The 16,230-nt window shown below is 67.7% G+C and carries 13 protein-coding genes and 3 pseudogenes; 11 read left to right on the top strand and 5 right to left on the bottom strand.

From position 1 onward, the window contains the following. The 5 genes and pseudogenes from ACGF3J_RS37710 to ACGF3J_RS37690 all read left to right on the top strand — a co-directional run. Positions 1-225, top strand: a pseudogene (locus ACGF3J_RS37710) (transcriptional regulator); the annotation flags it as partial. Between the two features lie 628 nt (positions 226-853). Then, positions 854-1,240: pseudogene (locus ACGF3J_RS37705) on the top strand (transposase family protein); the annotation flags it as partial. A 261-nt stretch (positions 1,241-1,501) separates the two neighbouring features. Next, entirely contained in the window at positions 1,502-3,241 is a 1,740-nt protein-coding gene (locus tag ACGF3J_RS37700; RefSeq protein ID WP_393856030.1) for an AIPR family protein, read from the top strand. A 51-nt stretch (positions 3,242-3,292) separates the two neighbouring features. Next, a pseudogene (locus ACGF3J_RS37695) lies at positions 3,293-4,088 on the top strand (transposase family protein). Between the two features lie 198 nt (positions 4,089-4,286). Further along, on the top strand, positions 4,287-4,775 hold the full coding sequence (locus tag ACGF3J_RS37690; protein WP_393856029.1) for a hypothetical protein: 489 nt from the start codon (positions 4,287-4,289) through the stop codon (positions 4,773-4,775). 1,457 nt (positions 4,776-6,232) lie between these two features. Here ACGF3J_RS37690 and ACGF3J_RS37685 read toward each other — a convergent pair. Further along, complete coding sequence (locus tag ACGF3J_RS37685) at positions 6,233-6,676, bottom strand: hypothetical protein (protein WP_393856028.1); 444 nt, start codon at positions 6,674-6,676, stop codon at positions 6,233-6,235. Between the two features lie 533 nt (positions 6,677-7,209). Here ACGF3J_RS37685 and ACGF3J_RS37680 point away from each other — a divergent pair. From ACGF3J_RS37680 to ACGF3J_RS37660, 5 genes are all read left to right on the top strand, one after another. Further along, the gene (locus ACGF3J_RS37680; protein ID WP_393856031.1) at positions 7,210-8,451 is read left to right on the top strand and encodes a tyrosine-type recombinase/integrase; all 1,242 of its coding nucleotides are present in this window, start codon (positions 7,210-7,212) and stop codon (positions 8,449-8,451) included. Beyond that, positions 8,448-10,961, top strand: a complete 2,514-nt coding sequence (locus tag ACGF3J_RS37675) for a tyrosine-type recombinase/integrase (RefSeq protein ID WP_393856027.1) — start codon at positions 8,448-8,450, stop codon at positions 10,959-10,961. Before ACGF3J_RS37680 ends, ACGF3J_RS37675 begins: the two co-directional genes overlap by 4 nt. Next, complete coding sequence (locus ACGF3J_RS37670) at positions 10,951-11,286, top strand: hypothetical protein (RefSeq protein ID WP_393856026.1); 336 nt, start codon at positions 10,951-10,953, stop codon at positions 11,284-11,286. The genes ACGF3J_RS37675 and ACGF3J_RS37670 overlap by 11 nt, the downstream gene beginning before the upstream one ends. Positions 11,287-11,459: 173 nt before the next feature. Continuing rightward, a complete protein-coding gene (locus tag ACGF3J_RS37665; RefSeq protein WP_393856025.1) occupies positions 11,460-11,954 on the top strand; it encodes a hypothetical protein in 495 nt (164 codons plus the stop codon). Between the two features lie 138 nt (positions 11,955-12,092). After that, complete coding sequence (locus ACGF3J_RS37660) at positions 12,093-12,251, top strand: hypothetical protein (RefSeq protein ID WP_393856032.1); 159 nt, start codon at positions 12,093-12,095, stop codon at positions 12,249-12,251. A 41-nt stretch (positions 12,252-12,292) separates the two neighbouring features. Here the strand turns inward: ACGF3J_RS37660 and ACGF3J_RS37655 are convergent, their stop codons facing one another. Genes ACGF3J_RS37655 through ACGF3J_RS37645 form a run of 3 tightly spaced genes read right to left on the bottom strand, consistent with a single transcriptional unit; the run spans position 12,293 to position 14,520 of the window. Continuing rightward, complete coding sequence (locus ACGF3J_RS37655; RefSeq protein ID WP_393856024.1) at positions 12,293-13,270, bottom strand: ABC transporter permease subunit; 978 nt, start codon at positions 13,268-13,270, stop codon at positions 12,293-12,295. Between the two features lie 3 nt (positions 13,271-13,273). Next, on the bottom strand, positions 13,274-14,131 hold the full coding sequence (locus tag ACGF3J_RS37650; RefSeq protein ID WP_393856023.1) for an ABC transporter ATP-binding protein: 858 nt from the start codon (positions 14,129-14,131) through the stop codon (positions 13,274-13,276). After that, a complete protein-coding gene (locus tag ACGF3J_RS37645) occupies positions 14,128-14,520 on the bottom strand; it encodes a GntR family transcriptional regulator (RefSeq protein ID WP_393856022.1) in 393 nt (130 codons plus the stop codon). Before ACGF3J_RS37645 ends, ACGF3J_RS37650 begins: the two co-directional genes overlap by 4 nt. A 480-nt stretch (positions 14,521-15,000) precedes the next feature. On the opposite strand from ACGF3J_RS37645, the gene ACGF3J_RS37640 reads away from it, so the two are divergent. Further along, entirely contained in the window at positions 15,001-15,123 is a 123-nt protein-coding gene (locus tag ACGF3J_RS37640; RefSeq protein ID WP_393856021.1) for a hypothetical protein, read from the top strand. 277 nt (positions 15,124-15,400) lie between these two features. Here ACGF3J_RS37640 and ACGF3J_RS37635 read toward each other — a convergent pair whose 3' ends face one another. Continuing rightward, entirely contained in the window at positions 15,401-16,228 is an 828-nt protein-coding gene (locus tag ACGF3J_RS37635; RefSeq protein ID WP_393856020.1) for a hypothetical protein, read from the bottom strand. Positions 16,229-16,230 lie beyond the last annotated feature (2 nt).

Raw genomic sequence — 16,230 nt, 5'->3', positions numbered from 1 at the left:
CAACCCCCCACCCACCCCCACCACCTCACCGCCCACTTCACCCAATACGCCGAACTCGACCAACCCACCCACATCACCACCCACACCCCCAGCCACACCCACCACACACACGACCAACCCAGCCAACCCCACACCCCAGACCAACCCCACACCACCCACATCACCGGCCACCAAAACAACCAACCCATCTTCACCACCACCCTCACCACCCACCCCACCCCCTAACCCCAACCCAACCCACCCACCCGACCCGCAGCCGCTTCGAAAGGCAGCCCCCGCCCGAGAGGACACCACCACGCACCCGGCCTTTAACAGCAGCACCGGCACAAAGCCAGGGCTGCCGGGGTGCGGCGGCCGGCGCACACGCCCCCCGGCCGTCCGGACAACCCGATGACCGCCGGAGAACATGACGCACCAAGATGCCCGGCATGACACTGCCCCCCCCCCGCTGCGGCTGCGGCCGTTCACCGACACCGACGCCACACCGCTCTACACCCTGCACAGCAGCACCCACCATGACCATCAGCCGCACACCGAAAGACGTCCGCCAACTCATCCGATCGGGGCTAGGACCTGCGGGTTTGACCGATCTCCAGCGTTCGGGTCAACACCGGGATCTCCCCGTGCTGGTACAGACCCACCAGACGATCCAGGACGCACGCGCGAGATGACCCAGCCCACCTCTGCCAGCGGTAACAGACCGTGTTCATTGAGCTTCTTCGAGGTCGCCACCGATCGGGTGATGAGCCGACATGCGCAACGAGCGAGGCTCCCGAGCTGTTGATCGAGGTGTCTGACGTCTCAGTCACGTTGCTCGGGGGCCTCGGTGGTCATCCATCCTGCCGCACTCGACCACGGCGTGAACGTGCAGGTTGTCACCGATCCCGGCGGCCGGCTGTCATGGCTCTCGCCCGCTCTGCCGGGCCGCACTCACGACCTGACTGCCGCACGCACCCACCGGATCATCCGCATCTGCGAGCGCCAGAGCGTTCCGATCGTGGCCGATCTCGCCTACCAGGGCGCCGGCCCATGGCTCACCACCGGCATCAAGCGCAAGCCCCTCCAGGAACTCACTCCCACCGACAGGACCCGCAACCGTGCCCTGGCCGCGGCACGAGCACCCGTCGAACGCGGCGTCGCCCGCCTGGAGTCCTGGCGGACCTTCCGCAGGTCCCGCTGCAGCCCCAACCGCATGACGTCAATCGCCAAGGCAGTCCTCACACTGGAGCTGCAACGCTGAAGAAGCTCATTGAGCGGTGGTCACCGATGCAGTCCGTCTCCGACCTTTGGACATGACCGCCGAACTGCCGCTCTACCGTTCCGCCCGCCAAGGTGCACTCGATCGAGTTGCCCTCGACTGCAGGTAGCGTGGCTTCGCCGGCACTCACTCGAGCCACCAGCAGCTCTCCGCAACTCTGTGCAACACGAGGGCTGTTCACTGGCTCATCAGCCTGCCAACATCGTTGTCCGGGTTTGACGCCTTGGTGGGGGGTGGTGCTGTATGACGTCCGTACAGAACAACGATCAGCGGCTACTCGACCGTATCCTGGAGGACCAGCATCGGAAGCTGGCACCAGACAAGAGCAGGGACGACTTCTTCACTTTCTTCGCTGCCGACAAGGCCCTGCAGGACTGGGACCTCGACAACGACGAAATCATGGACGGCATCGTGGACGGTGCTCACGATTGCGGCATCGACGGCATCTGGACTTTCGTTGACGAGCGCTACGTCACCGCCGATGCCCATCAGTTTCTGCCATCTCGTGCTGGCAAGATCGAATTGGTGATCCTGCAAGCCAAGACCTCGGCGGGCTACCAGGAGACCGTTGTCGAGAAGCTCCACTTCCATCTTCCGACACTGCTGGACATGAGCCGGGACGAAGATGACCTGGCCGCACACACGAACGCCAAGCTCCTGGACCGCACACGGCGCTTCCTGCACATCCTCGAAGAGCTGGCGTCATCATTCCCGCAGGTACGCATCAAGGTGATCTACGCCAGCAAAGCCGCCGAGACCCCGCACCCCAACGTGAAGGCCAAGGGCGACCGACTGCGGCGGGAGCTCGCCAAAATCACTTCTGACACCAAGGCAGATCTGGAATACCTCAACGCCGCTGATCTACGCGAACGCACCGCCCGGGGCGCCAAAGCGGTCGCGCAATTAGTCTTCACCGAGACCCCGATGAGCACCTCGCTCGGCGAAGGATACGTGTGTCTGGCTCGCCTGGACGAGTACTACCGCTTCATCACGTCCGACAACGAAGCACTGCGACTTGAACTGTTCGAATCGAACGTGCGCGACTACGCCGGGTCCACTGCGGTGAACAACGCAATCGGTGAGACCCTCAAGTCCGGGACCGGCGAGGACTTCTGGTGGTTCAACAACGGTGTGACCGTCGTCGCCGACGCTGCCCAGATCGCAGGCAAAAGGATCGTCGTCAAAGAACCGCAGATCGTCAACGGGCTGCAGACCAGCCATGAGATCTACAGCTACGTTCAGAACGGCGGTCAGCACCGCGACCGCTCCCTTCTGGTCAAGATCGTGGTCGCACCCGAGTCCGGTACCGCTCGCGACCGCATCATCCGGGCCACGAACAGCCAGACGCAGCTGCCCGCCGGCGCCCTGAGAGCCACCGAAGCCATCCAGAAGGACATCGAGGAGAGCCTGGGCCACGCCGGTGGCTACTACTACGAACGCCGCGCCAGCTACTATCGCAATCTCGGCTTCCCCCTCGACCGGGTCATCAGCATGACCCGTCTGGCACGGGAGTTCACCGCCTTCGTCCAGCGCGAACCACACACCGCCCTGCGACACTCGGACGCGCTGCTACTGGACGACCAGCACTACGCGCAGATCTTCTCCCCTCGGCACGACCTGGACGTCTACCGTCTCTGCCTCGATGTCCACACCCGCCTCCGCACCTTCCTCGCTCAATACGCCGAAGACCGGCCCCTGCTCGGAGAAACCCTGGAGAACTGGCTCTACCCCCTGGCAGCTATGTCCGCCCACACCCTGACCCGGCTGAGGCAACCCACCCCCCGGGACTTGCTCAACATCGACCTCGACCACCTCAGCGACGACCTCATGTCCCGTATGACGGGCACCCTGGAGCAGAACTTCAAGAGCGCCCTGCGTCAGAGCAAAGCCGGCGGTGTCGACCGCATCGCCCGCACACCTGATTTCACCGCTAAGCTCCGCCAAGCCGTTGTCTCTCAAAGCCGGTACCACATCGAACGCTGATGGACAGCTAAAGGGTGTTGCACAAGGCCGTGAGCTGGGCATCTCTTCTGTATGGCTGGGGTCTTACGTGCCGAGCGGGTGTGGGTTGAGACGTTCACGGGGCTGCGGATGACGCAGTTCTCGGGATTGTTGAAGGTGGTGCGGGAGCGGGGCGGCAACGGCACACTGCGGGGTCGGCCGTGGTCGCCGCCGCTGGCCGAGCGGGTGCTGATGGTCGCGGTGTACTACCGCACGAACCTGACCATGCGGCAGCTGGGCCCGCTGTTCGGTGTCTCTTCTTCGACGGTGTGCCGTGTGATTCAGCGGCTCGGTCCGCTGCTGGCGCTCGAGCCCGTTTCCCGCCCTGCGATACGGCGGACCGGCTGTGGATCGTGGACGGCGCCCTGGTCCCGGTCCGCGACCGTCACGTGGGCTCATCGTCACGCAACTACCGGTTCTCGCGAACGTGCAGGTCATCGTCGATGCCGACACCCGCCTGGTGATCGCTGCCGCTCACCCGGTGCCGGGCACCACCGCGGACGCGCACGCCTGGCGGGCCTCAGGGCTGGCCGCGCACTGCCAGGGCGTCACCGTCCTGGGCGACGGTGCCTACCTCACCTGCCAGATGGTGGTGCCGCACCGCAAACGCCCGCACCGGCCTCTCCTGCCGGGCGAGGAAGCCGACAATGCCCCCCACCGCAAGGTGCGTGCGCGGGTGGAGCATGTGATCGGCCGGATGAAGAACTACAAGATCCTCCGCGACTGCCGGCAGCGGGGCAACGGCCTCCACCACGCGGTCCAGACCGTCGCCCTCATACACAACCCCGCGCTCGCGCCACGACCAGACGACTGCCTCCACGGGCCCTGACCTGCCCGCACACAGCTTTGTGTTACCCCCTTTTGCACCAGCGGGCCACGCCGGTAGCCCGGGCCCGGCTGCCGACGATCTTCATAGGATGCGTCATCCTCCGGGGTGGCGCGCTGTCGGCGTTGTTGTCCCGGGAGGTTTTCGCTATGGCCGTGTGCGGTCACGGTTCGAGGAAGACGTGGGCAGTGGAATCGGACGGTGGTGTGGTATGACGGGATGACTTGGGATGCTGTCTTGCCATTGTTTGGCGTGCTACTCGGTGCCGGAGGTTCGTTCGGGGTCCAGTTCCTGGTGACGCGAGCGTCGCGGGCACAGGCTCGACTGGAGCGTCTGGCGTCTCTTCGCGCCGAGCGGAAGGAAGCTGTCAGGGAGTTCCTGGAGGCGGCGCAGCTGGTCGAGCATTTGGCGGAGAGGCGTTTCCGGAACGAGGATGTGGACTGGGCAGAGGCTGCCTCGGCGACGCACCGCATGTGGTACCTGCAGAAATGTATTGATCTTGTTTGCTCCCCTGTCCTGCGCGAAGCGACGGAGAGCTACGCGTGGCGGATGGACGAGGCGGTCTACAGGGAGCTTCCGGCAGGGGGTGACATCTGGGAACGTCTGAAGGAGCTTCGGGACCCGTTCCTGGAGGCGGCGCGTGTGGAACTGGGCGTTTCCGACCTGGTCGACGAGGACCGGCTGCCCTAACGGGCGCTGCGGCGTAGGTGACGGCCTACTCGACGACATCGACTTACATACGTCGTTCTCGACCTACGCTCGGGCGCCCGCTTCACTCGATGCATCAACTCAATACGCTTGACCCGCCCAACACTTGAGGTGATCAAGGCGTTGTTGGCGTCCACGCCCGACAGCGTGGCGGAAGGCATCCCGGTCGTAGCCCGCACGGGACTCCGCGGCGATCGGGAGGGCGGCTACCGCCTCGGTCAGGGACAAGATCTCCGCGGCCTGGGCAGGCACTGGCAACCGTCAGGGGCAGGGAGACGAGGAACGCGGCACTCAGGCCGCGCAGCACGGTTGAGCATGCACCGTGCGTAACGGGCCGTTTGGGGGCGCAGTCGGGTGTTCGCCGAAGGCGCCGCCCGTGTGGGTGTCACGGTCCTACCGGCACCTGCTCACGTGACCCTCGTCGGTCACCGGCTCTCGCCGTCCAGGGCCAGCGGGTTAGTGCACCAGCACCGCCAGGTCGGCATCGCCTACAGCGATCACGGCCTGGTGGTGTTCCCCGCCCGGATCGGCGTCCTCTACGCCCACCCCATCCCGATGGCGGACAGTCGTTCCGCCCGCTCCGGGTCCAGCGTCGCGGCCAGTTGCGGCCGACATGGCGGAGCTTGGCTCAGTGACCTGGCTTCGCCCACTCGGGAAAGCCCAGTTGTCCCGCGGGCTCGAACGACGCGGTCTGATCTCTATGCCACACGCCAGGAGCACGACCCAGCAGCACTGCCCGGTAACCATGCCGGAGGTAGCCGCCTTACGGATCGCGACAAGCCCTGCAGCACCACGCTCTGAACAGATCCGACCCCGGGGCAGCGCTCCCAGGGCACTGATAATTGGGCACCTACGCAAGTTCATCAATTCTTGGCAGGGTGTCTGCCCCAGCTACCGTCTTCGCCGGGCTCTGCATCTGTGTCACGAGTCAGCCCCGACCAAGCTGCTGCGCAGCCAGGGCGGGCCCGGGGTTCGCTCTTCGCGCGCGCACGAGGGCGGTGTCATGATCGTACTGCAGCCAACAGTTGCCGCATGTCGTTGACCATGGCCGGCCAGTATGGATGTCAGCGGTAGGGGCTCCGGTCACCGAAGCGGGCCTTGCCGACCCCGCCCAGTCCGTGCAGCGCCTGCACCACGAGCGGGTCCGTCCGTTCTGACGTGCCGTCCAGCAGGGCCAGTTCGCGGTCCCTCCCGACAAACGCCGCGCGCCGCTGCGGGCAGGCTGAGCAACTCCGGCGGGGCGTCGACGTGGGCGGGCGGGCGCAGTTCCTCCGGCGGTACGTGCACGATCGTGGTGTGGTCGCCGGTGCTCGCCACGCCCAGGAAGGCGCCGCCCTGGGTGCTGATCGCGATCGCCCGTTCACCGGATGCCGTGGCGTCGGCGGTGACGGGGTGATCGCCCGGCCGGGTGGCGCGGGTCCTGCGAGTGAACGGCCACCTCACGCCCGTGGCCCCTCCTCGGGCTGGTCGCCGGTGGTGATGTGGCCCTCCACCCCGCCGTTCGCAGCGACCGACCGCTCCCCGGAGGCCGTCACGGAGCCGGGCGCGGCCGACTCGTCGGCGGTCCGCGGTCCGGGCGCCGGACGCGGAGCCGTGGGCGGTGGGGCGGCACGGGGCGAACCGCTGTCCCCGGTGGAGATGTTTCCCTTCACCGGTCCGGCGACCGCGACCGCCCGCTCCCCCGACGCCTCGACGCGGGGCGGGCGTACCGTCGCGTCGCCCGCGGTGCCGTCCGAGGTGGCGAAACCCTGGCCCCAGAGCACCGCAAGAGCGGCCACGGCGGCGCCCGACGCCGAGGCGGCGCCCCACCGCGCACCCACGTCCTCCACGAGCGGCACGAACACCCACGTCCCGCACACCACCGTCGGCACAGCGAACGCCACGATGGTGACCCCGCCCGCCAGCAGCCAACGCGTTCCCCGACCTAACGAGACCACCCCGGTTGCTTGCCTTCGCGCACCATGCTGGCACTGTGCATGAGCGCTCGTACAACGAACGATTCGCGCGCCCGCACACCCGTTGGCCGGGCGCGACGGAAGCGTCCCGCGGCCGGAGTCGACCGTGGCCGGCTCCCCGGGAGCGCGGCAGGGTTCCGCGCCACCGGCGGGTGCCGGTGGGGCGTTGCGGCCGACCGGGGAGGGCGGGGACCGGCACCGTCCCGGCCGGCGGCGGCAAGGTCACAGTGGTGGCGGCATCGAGGCTGACCTGGAGCCCTTCAACTTCTCCGAGCCAGCCGTTGTCGCGGGCCTCGCGGATGCGGTCGCGGAGGTTTTGGATGATCTCGATGAGGCGGCCACGCTGTCGGGGGTCGATCTGCAGGACCGGGCAGCGGATGCCCCGTTGACTGAACGAACCAGGTTGATCGTGCAGTTCAGGGCACGGGTGAGGTTGCGGCCCAGTATGGTCTGCGGTCGTGATGAACGATGGTGTGCCCGAGCGGGATCTGTCGAGGTTGACCGTTCCTCGGTGGGGTCGGCTGGTGGAGACCGGCGACCGGTACGAGCCCTACCGGCTCGTCGACGCCGACGGCGCGGTCGTGGCGCCAGTCGCGGTGTTCTTCCAGGAGCTGCTCGCAGCCGGGAAGGCGGCTGCAACCGTCCGTTCCTACGGCATGGACCTGCTGCGGTGGTGGCGGTTCCTGCACGCGGTCGAGGTGCCGTGGGAGCGAGCGACACGCGTGGACGCTCGGGATTTCAGCTGTTGGATCCAGCTGACGGTCAAGCCGCGAGCAACCGCGGCCGAGCGGCGGCCAGCTCGCACCGTCGGCGCCCCGAACCCCGTAACCGGGAAGACGAGCCCTGGGCTCGGCTATGCCCCGTCGACCGTCGCCCACAGCGAGACGGTGCTGCGCAGGTTCTACGACCTGCACCGTGATGCCGGATCCGGGCCGTTGCTCAACCCGTTCCCGCTGGACCTGGCTCGTCGTTCCGGCCGTGCGCACGCACACCACAACCCGATGGAAGCCTGGGCGCCAGAGCGGACCGGCCGCTACCGGCCCACGGTTCCGCGCCGGATTCCGCGCTCGATCCCGGACGAGTGGTTCAACTCGCTGTTCGCGGCGCTGCGGTCGAACCGGGACCGGGCAATGATCGCGTTTTGGATCTCCAGCGGAGTCCGGGCCTCGGAGCTGATCGGCGTCCGGAAGTGCGACGTCGACCCTGGGCAGCAGCTGATCAGCGTTGTACGGAAGGGCTCCCGAGCACGGCAGCAGGTGCCGGCCTCGGCAGATGCGTTCGTATGGCTGCGGCTCTACCAGCACGAGCTGCACGGGCTGGTGCCGAGGGGCCGGACGCAGCCCGTGTGGTGGACGCTACGACGTCCGTTTCAGCCGCTGACCTACCACGGCGCCCACCGCATGTTCGAGCGGGTAAACGCAACCTTCGGCGCGGACTGGACCTTTCACGACCTTCGCCACAGCGCCGCCGCCCGCATGGTGCGCGACCCGGCGCTGACGCTGACCGACGTGCAGTGGATCCTCGGGCACGCGCATCTGACCACGACCGAGATCTACCTCGCGCCTCGCCAGGACGAGGTCGTGGCCGAGGTGCTGGCCCACCACGCCCGACAGGCAGACCGGCACACCGAGCCGGTGCCGCCGCCTCCCGCACCCGGCTACAACCCAGAAGCCTTGGACGTGCTGTTCGGGAGGTCTTCATGACCACCACCACGAAGCACTCGACCCGCCGACAACTGCAGACCGCGAATGCAACAGTCGAACAGGCCCGAGCACGGAACAACGTACTGCGGGAACGGTTCCCGCCCCGCTCCGCAGAGGCATGGTGGCCGACGACAGCGCAGTTGTCGGCGGACGAGGTGCTGCGGCGGCTGACGGCGCCACCGTTCCTGCCAGCGGCCAACGCCACCCGGGCCGGGCGGCGGCGCGGGGTCGCCAAGCTTCTGCGCTGGCTGTCCAGCCTCCCCGGGGATACCTGGCAGCAGCGGTGGAAGGCTAGCGGCGCCGAGGAGATCCCTGGCGCGGACTGGACGGATCTTCCGCTGCGCTTCTTGCGCCAGAGTGGGCCGTCACCGTCGTATGAGCGCGTTGACCTGACCTCCGGGCTGCTGATGCTGGTCTGCGGCGACGTCATCCGTCCCGACCTGGCCTGGATGCTCACCCGCACCCACAAGCACCTGGCTCCGGTCATGGCCGAGGTCCGCGACCCCGAGGGGTTCGCACGGCTGGTGCATCTGGCCGAGTCCGGACCGGTCAGCGCCCGAGGGGAAGTCACCATCGCAGCGACTCGGATCGCGATGCTCCTGGCCTGCAAGGGCGGGTCGATCGCTGACATCACCGTCGGCGACTGCGTGGAGCTGGTCGACTCCCTACGTCGGATCCATGTCCGCGGGGGTCAGCGCAAAGTCGACTTCTACCTTCGGCTGCGAGCCTTGGGTGTCTTCCCTGAGGACGCCCCGGCCACGATCCGGGCGTTCGGGCTTGCCGCCAGCCGGCTGAGCATCGAAGAACTCGTGGATCGCTATCCAATCCAATGCCGCCCGGTCCGCGACCTGATCGTGGACTACCTGCGCGAACGGCAGCCGTCCTTGGACTACACCAGCCTGGACGCGGTGTCGCGGACGCTGGCCGGGCTGTTCTGGACCCGGATCGAAGTGCTCTCGCCGGGCATTGACTCCCTGCGGCTGCCACCGGCACTGGCCCGGGCCTGGAAGACGGACATAGCCACCAAGAAGCGCACCACGATCGGTCCGGACGGCACCGCCGTCGAGGTCGCCAGCCCCAGGCTGAACGCCAAGGACGAGCTCATCCGCGTCCGCTCCTTCTATCTGGACATCGCCCATTGGGCTGCGGAAGAGCCGGCCCGCTGGGCGCCGTGGGTGGTGCCCTGCCCGATCAGCGACGAGGAGATCAGTAAGGCCAAGGACCGCAAACACCGCAAGGCCCGGATGGACCAGCGCACCCGCGAACGGCTTCCCGTCCTGCCAGTGCTGACCGACACCGCCGACCGCAGGCGCCGCGCCGCAGCCGAACTACTGGCTGCCGCCGAACACACCCGGCCCGGGGATCTGATCCCCGACACCGCCGGGGCCTTGCGCAGAGCCGTCGCGCCCAAGGCTGCCGGGCACCTGATCTGGGCCGAGGAGACCTCGACCGGGCGGCGGCGGAACCTCACCCACGAGGAGACCGAAGCCTTCTGGGCCTTCGCCGCGATCGAGGTCCTGCGCATGACCGGCATCCGCAACGAGGAACTCCTGGAGCTGACCCACCACAGCATCACCGAATACCGGCTCCCAAGCACCGGCGAAGTCGTGCCCCTGCTGCAGGTAGCCCCCTCCAAGACCGACAGCGAACGGCTCCTGCTGATCAGCCCGGAACTGGCGGACATCCTTTCCACGATCATCCACCGCCTGCGAGGAAGCAGCCGCGCGATCCCGCTGGTGACCTCCTACGACGTCCACGAGCGGGTCTGGAACCCGCCGATGCCGCTGCTGTTCCAACGCGATATCGGCACCGAACACCGCGCTTTCACTCCGACCGCGCTCCGCAAGCTTCTGATCAACGCGCTGGCCACCACGGGCCTGACCGATGCCAGCGGCGAACCGCTCGTCTTCTCCCCACACGACTTCCGCAGGATCTTCGTGACCGAAGCCATCATGAACGGCCTGCCACCGCACATCGCGCAAGTGCTCTGCGGGCATCGGAGTCTTGACACGACGATGGGCTACAAGGCGGTCTCCCCGGCCGAGACCATCGAGGCTCACCGCGCCTTCATCACCCGCCGCAGGGCTGCCCGGCCCAGCGAAGAGTATCGGACCCCCACCGAGGAGGAATGGGACGCTTTCCTCGCGCACTTCGAGAAGCGCAAGGTCTCCATCGGCACCTGCGGTCGCGCCTTTTCAAGCCCTTGTGTTCATGAACACGCTTGCGTTCGTTGCTCGCTTCTCCGGCCGGACCCGGCCCAGCGCGGCCGGTTGGAGGAGATCCGCGACAACCTCGTCGCCCGCATCGCCGAGGCCGAGCGCGAGGGCTGGCTCGGGGAGGTCGAAGGGCTCAGGGTCAGCCTGGCTGGCGCCGAAGACAAGCTTGCTCAGATGGACCGACGAGCTTCCGGCGGTACGGCGATCGACCTCGGCATGCCGCGCATAGCCGCAGCTCAATCCACCCAGGCGGGGGGAACGGCTTCGCTGACACAATCACTGGATGACCAGTAATGACATCCGGTTCGACTGCCAGCGCCGTGGCGACGGCGGCCCGCTCGTGATCGTCCCCCGCATCGACGGAGCACCACTTACCGAGCTGATCGACGGGTTCGAGATCGCCGCCGGGATGCAGCCCGCAGGCGACGCCTACGGCGGTCTGATTCCGGAGTTCTTCCGGTTCGGCCCGATGCAGGATCACTTCCTCGGACGGTCCACCAACGCGATGGGGCCGAAGACACCCGTTCTCGGTTGTGAATGCGGCGAGTGGGGATGCTGGCCCCTCATGGCCCGCATCACCGCGACGACCGACTTCGTGACCTGGGACGCCTTTGAGTAACCGCACCGCAAGGCCCGCGACTATGTGGAATTTGGTCCGTTCCAGTTCGACCGTCACCAATACGATGGCGCCTTGCGGGCCCTGAGCGCGGTGATCGGCTCCGACGTCGACGACACGCGTGCATGAGCGCCACCAGGCACGGCCTGTTGGGCCGAGGGATGGGGAAGCGGTTCATGGAAAGATTCGAGACGCAGAGTCTGGCGCTCATGCCTGGCCAGAAGGTGCAGGTCAGGGTCATCAGCCATCACCCATGGGGTGTTCTCGTTGAGATCGTTGGTTACGAGAACGCCGGTCTGTCGGCCTCTATCGACATGATCCAGCAGTTCTCCCAGACCACGAGCAGCCACGGCGAACTACTCGCGCTCTTTCCACCCGTCGGTTCACAGATCGATGCAGTGATCGAGCAAATCCACCGCTGGCATCCACCGGTATCAGTGCGGCTTACCATCCGACCTGCCGACCTGGAGTCGCTGGTCTGGAGCTGCGACTTCTGTGGTGAACCGATCACGTTGGGCCCAGGTGGAGACGCCCTCGTCCTGGACTCGCGCAGCAGCGACGGTCCAGGAAGCCACACCATCATCTCCCACCGGCACTGCCTGGCCGAGCGCATCCGCCCGGAGAACAGTGGAGAGCGGGCGCGAGCATTGAAGATCGGGAAGATGTGCTGAAGTCGTGAGGTTCGCGCCTACCGGAATGGATGAGCTCGACAGCTCATTCGGCGGGAACCAGGCGATAGTTCAGAGAAGCAAGCGTGTTCGTGCTTGCACGGGGCTCCGTAGGGCCGTCCGCAGGTACCAAGGGACACCTTGCGCAGCTCGAAGTGCTGCTGGAAGTCGCGCCACTTCTGCTCGGTGGGCTCGCGGTACTTCACCGCCTCCGCCCCGGCCGCCGGCGCCCTGCGTCCGCTGCGTGACCCAGACGCGCCAGAGCTGGACGAGGACGACGACGGGGGCCAGGCAGCCTAGATACCCTGCCGATCAAGCTGGGGCCGGCGCTCGCAGGGCTGTCAGGAAGTCCGGCGCCGTACCAGGTGGGCAGCAGCGGCGAAGAGCGCCAGGGCCAGCCCGAGGTAGAGGCCGATCTCGATCATGAGCATGATGGGGTAGCGGTCCGCGGGCTGGTATTCGGTGTAGTGCCGCAGGCCGTGTTCGGCCAGGTAGCGTTCGAGAGCAGCGCCGCCCTCGCGGACCGTGTCGCCGTCGTAGACCTGCTTGAGGATCTCCCTCTTCTTGCCGTCCGAGAGCTTGTGGCCCGCGCCGGTGAGAAGTCCTTCGTCCACGATCCAGTCTGTCGGAGGAAGCGCATCGGCTGCCTCCTGGGCGTTCGGTGCGTCTGTCCTGACCAGGGGGCTCAGGTAGTGGGGCCGGAGCGTCTCCTCCAGAGTGATGCGCACCGTGAGGTAGACGGCGAGGGTAAGGCCCATGGCGAGCACGGTCCGCCGTAGCAGGACTCCAGCGAACACGCCGAGAGCCAGGGCGAACAGTGTCAGTGCCGCCAGGGCCGGAGACACAGTGAATGCCGCAGTGCGCATCGGGCTGCTCATCGTGTCCAGGGGCTGGCGCCACCAGGTGAACAGAAGGGAGCAGGCCAACGCGAGGACGGCCGCCCCGGTGCCGACCACGGCGAGCTGGGTGACGAGCCATCGGGTGCGGGAGACGCCCTGGGTGAAGGCGAAACGCCATGTACCGTTCTCGAACTCCCTGGCCAGCAGGGGTGCGCCGAGGAAGACGCCTATGAGCGCGGGCAGGAAGGCCACCCACACCATCCGGTTCCCCCACTCGCCGTACTGGGCGGCGAACTGTTCGACCAGTTGCGCGCATCCCGCGCGTGCCTCGGGATCGGCCACACAGGCGGAGATGCCGTCGGCTCGGTACTGATCGTGCATGGCGAAGCCGCTGATGAGGGTGGGGACGGTGACGGCTGCCAGCAGGAAGGTGGCCGTCAGTAGGGCGGCGCGGTGCTGGCGCCAGGTTACCCAGAGCACTGCTCAGTCCTGCCCTTCGAGGTACGCGAGGACGAGGTCTTCCAGGTTCACAGGGTGGGCTTCCCATCGTGGGTGGGTGGGCGCGGTGGTCGGCTGGCGTACCAGGAGGTGGCTGTTGCGGTCGCCGTGTGTGGCGGCGACCAGACCGTCCAGAGCGGCATCGTCGACGCGGGGGCCGGTCAGCAGGCGGTGCCCGGCGAGTAGGTCGTCGATGTCGCCGGAGAGGCATACCTGCCCGCCGCGCAGCAGGACCAGGTGGTCGCAGATCCGTTCTAGTTCGGTGACCACATGGGAGGAGAGCAGGACGGTGACGTCCCTCTCAGCCACCGCGTCGATGAGGGTTTTCATGAAGTCGCGGCGGGCCAGCGGGTCGAGGCTGGCGACGGGCTCGTCCAGAACCAGCAGGCGAGGTTGCTTGGCGAGAGCGAGGGTGAGGGCGACCTGCGCCTGCTGGCCACCGGAGAGACGGCCCGTCCTGCGCTCGAGCGGGATGTCGAGGTCCCGCAGTCGGCGCTCTGCGCCCGCCTGGTCGAAGCGCGTGTTCGTCTTGCGGCCGTAGCGCAGCATCTCGGCCACGGTGAACCCGCGGTACAGGGGGTGGTCTTGGGCGACGAACCCGACTTGCGACAGGGACTGGGATCGACCCGGCCGCAGGGGCGTGCCGAGCACGGAGACGGTGCCTTCAGTGGGCCGCATCAGACCTATGGCCAGGTGCAGCAAGGTCGTCTTGCCGGCACCGTTGGCGCCGACGAGGGCGATGACTCGGCCTGAGGGCAGCGACAGCGTGCAGTCACGCAGCGCCCAGCTACGGCCATAGCGCTTGCCCACGCGATCGATCTGGACAGCTGCATCGGAACTCATGCCGACTCCCGGTGCCGGTCGGCGTCCAAGACCGCGTCGACCATCGCGCGCACCTGCTCCGGGGCCAGCCCCGCTCCCTGCGCGTCAGCGAGCCACTGCCGCAGCCTGCCCGAAAGCCGGGCATACGTCGCGGCGGGCACCTGCTCGATACTGCCGGTGACGAAGGTGCCCTGCCCTGCGCGCGCCACAGCCAGCCCGGCGTGCTCCAGCTCACGGTACGCCTTGGCCACGGTGTTCGGGTTGATCACCAGCCCGGACGCCACCGCCCGCACGGTGGGCAGCTGGTCACCCTCCTGAAGGTGACCCAGCAGAAGGCCGCGGCGCACCTGATCGACCAGTTGCAGATAGGCCGGCACCCCCGACCGGTCAAGTACTCGGAATGCGAACACGCACAACCTCCACCAATGCACTGTCTCACTGTACTAGTGGGATAGTACACAGCTGGATTGCCGAGAGTGCTCCACCCTCGCCTCCACCCCCTCGGTGCAAGGTCGAGTCACGTCCGCTACTCCTTGCGGCGACATGTGGTGGGACGCGTTCCGCGACGTGCCGGGCGACCGCGTCGGCACCGAGGCGGGTGCGCTGCTCCGCATGGCGGACGGAGGCATGGGCCCGAGCGAGCCGGCAGCATCAGAGCGGGCGGCGCCGCTCTCGGAGGCACGCCCCATCCAGCCCCAAGCGTCACCATGCGCTGCACGACTGTTCGCCGTAGCCGTACGAGCACAGGAGCTTGCCTCGAGCTGCCCAGACAGCACCCTGTCGGCAAACGGTGGTGAGCTCAAGCGGTCAGCGCATCACCGCTGTTCAGGAGGCCAGCGTAGACCTCTCGCGGCCAGAGCTACACCCTGCGCGTCACCGCCATCCCCGCCGTGCACCGAGGGCTCCTCGCCCGCTGCCAGCCGCTCGACGGCGTCCAGGGCGCCCCGGCGGTTCCGGCCCAGCGCAAGGCCCGCCGCGAGTACGAGAACCGCGTCAGCGCCCTCATGCCCTGACCAAGATCGATCTCACCGGTAACTGCTGTACCGATGCTCCCCGAGGCCTTCTTCAGGGCGTCGACGGCCAGGCGGCAGGCGACGTGCGCGGCGCGGGTATCGCGAAGGGCCGATCTGTGCGGAGGCCTTGAGGTCGGCTGCGCGATAGAGGGCTCTGGCGCCCTCGTGGGCGGCCCGCATTCTGTCCGTCAGCAGCAGCACTCCCCTTGACACCTGCCGACAGACAGCAGCGCTTTCGGCTCGGCTTGAGCGCCGCGTTCCCCCGGCCTGCCGTCCGTCAGTGTGCCGACATCGTGCTGATGCCCTGGCCGGCAACGGGAGCTGGGATGGTGTTGCAGCTCGGGCGCGGTGTTCGGCGGGCCGGCAGTGCGGGCCTGGGCGGCCTGGGGCGGCGAGGCTTTCGCGGCCAGGGCAGCGTGGCCGTCAGCAGCCAGGTGACCCGGTCGGCGAAGAGAGGTTCGGGAACGGGGATCTCGACGCTTGGGTGGCGGGTGTAGTGGCGGTTGATGGTATCGGCGAGGTAGTTGGTGAGGGCATCGATACGGTGCCGGCGGTGTTGTGCGCTGCCGCCAGGGGTGAGCTGGCTGAGGATGCGCAGGACCGTGGGGAGGCTGGAGTCGAAGCTGATGTCCCGGGGCGGGCAAATGCCGGAGACGGTGAGCGGGTCGCCTTCGGAGACGGTGTCGGAGGATGTCTGCCGCTGGTAGAAGGCCGCAGCGTGCTCTTCACCGCGCGCGAGGTGGTGCAGGGACAGGCAGTAGCAGGCAGGTGCGTGGCCGTCGCCGGCGGCGTACTGCCACCAGAAGCGGGCGCCGTGCTCGATGCCCGCGACCTGCAGGGCACAGCCCAGGAGCCAGGCGGTGTGCAGGTCGGGGACCTGATCGGTGACGAAGTCCAGCGCGTTGGGGGTGAGAGTGGCGATGGCGGTCTCACACAGCGTGCGCAGGTTGCGCGCCGCTGCCTGATCGAGGTCGTGGGGGCTGCCGGACGGAGCTGTGTCCAGGCCGGCGGGATAGGCGGTGTCCTGGTAGGGGACCGTGTCGTCGGGGACGTCGGGACGCGGGTGGAGGCGGGCTCGGGCAAGGAGCTGGTCGACGGCAGTCATGG

The organism is Streptomyces sp. NPDC048171, from assembly GCF_043202655.1.
In the GTDB taxonomy this organism is placed as follows: domain Bacteria; phylum Actinomycetota; class Actinomycetes; order Streptomycetales; family Streptomycetaceae; genus Streptomyces.
The sequence above is the reverse complement of the archived record's forward strand: the minus strand, read 5'-3'. Positions and strand labels throughout refer to the sequence as shown.

Bases quoted from the DNA above. Each gene is read 5' to 3' on its own strand.
- ACGF3J_RS37700 (WP_393856030.1), top strand. From the start codon at position 1,502: ATGACGTCCGTACAGAACAACGATCAGCGGCTACTCGACCGTATCCTG.
- ACGF3J_RS37680 (WP_393856031.1), top strand. From the start codon at position 7,210: ATGAACGATGGTGTGCCCGAGCGGGATCTGTCGAGGTTGACCGTTCCT.
- ACGF3J_RS37675 (WP_393856027.1), top strand. From the start codon at position 8,448: ATGACCACCACCACGAAGCACTCGACCCGCCGACAACTGCAGACCGCG.
- ACGF3J_RS37670 (WP_393856026.1), top strand. From the start codon at position 10,951: ATGACCAGTAATGACATCCGGTTCGACTGCCAGCGCCGTGGCGACGGC.
- ACGF3J_RS37665 (WP_393856025.1), top strand. From the start codon at position 11,460: ATGGAAAGATTCGAGACGCAGAGTCTGGCGCTCATGCCTGGCCAGAAG.
- ACGF3J_RS37650 (WP_393856023.1), bottom strand. From the start codon at position 14,131: ATGAGTTCCGATGCAGCTGTCCAGATCGATCGCGTGGGCAAGCGCTAT.
- ACGF3J_RS37635 (WP_393856020.1), bottom strand. From the start codon at position 16,228: ATGACTGCCGTCGACCAGCTCCTTGCCCGAGCCCGCCTCCACCCGCGT.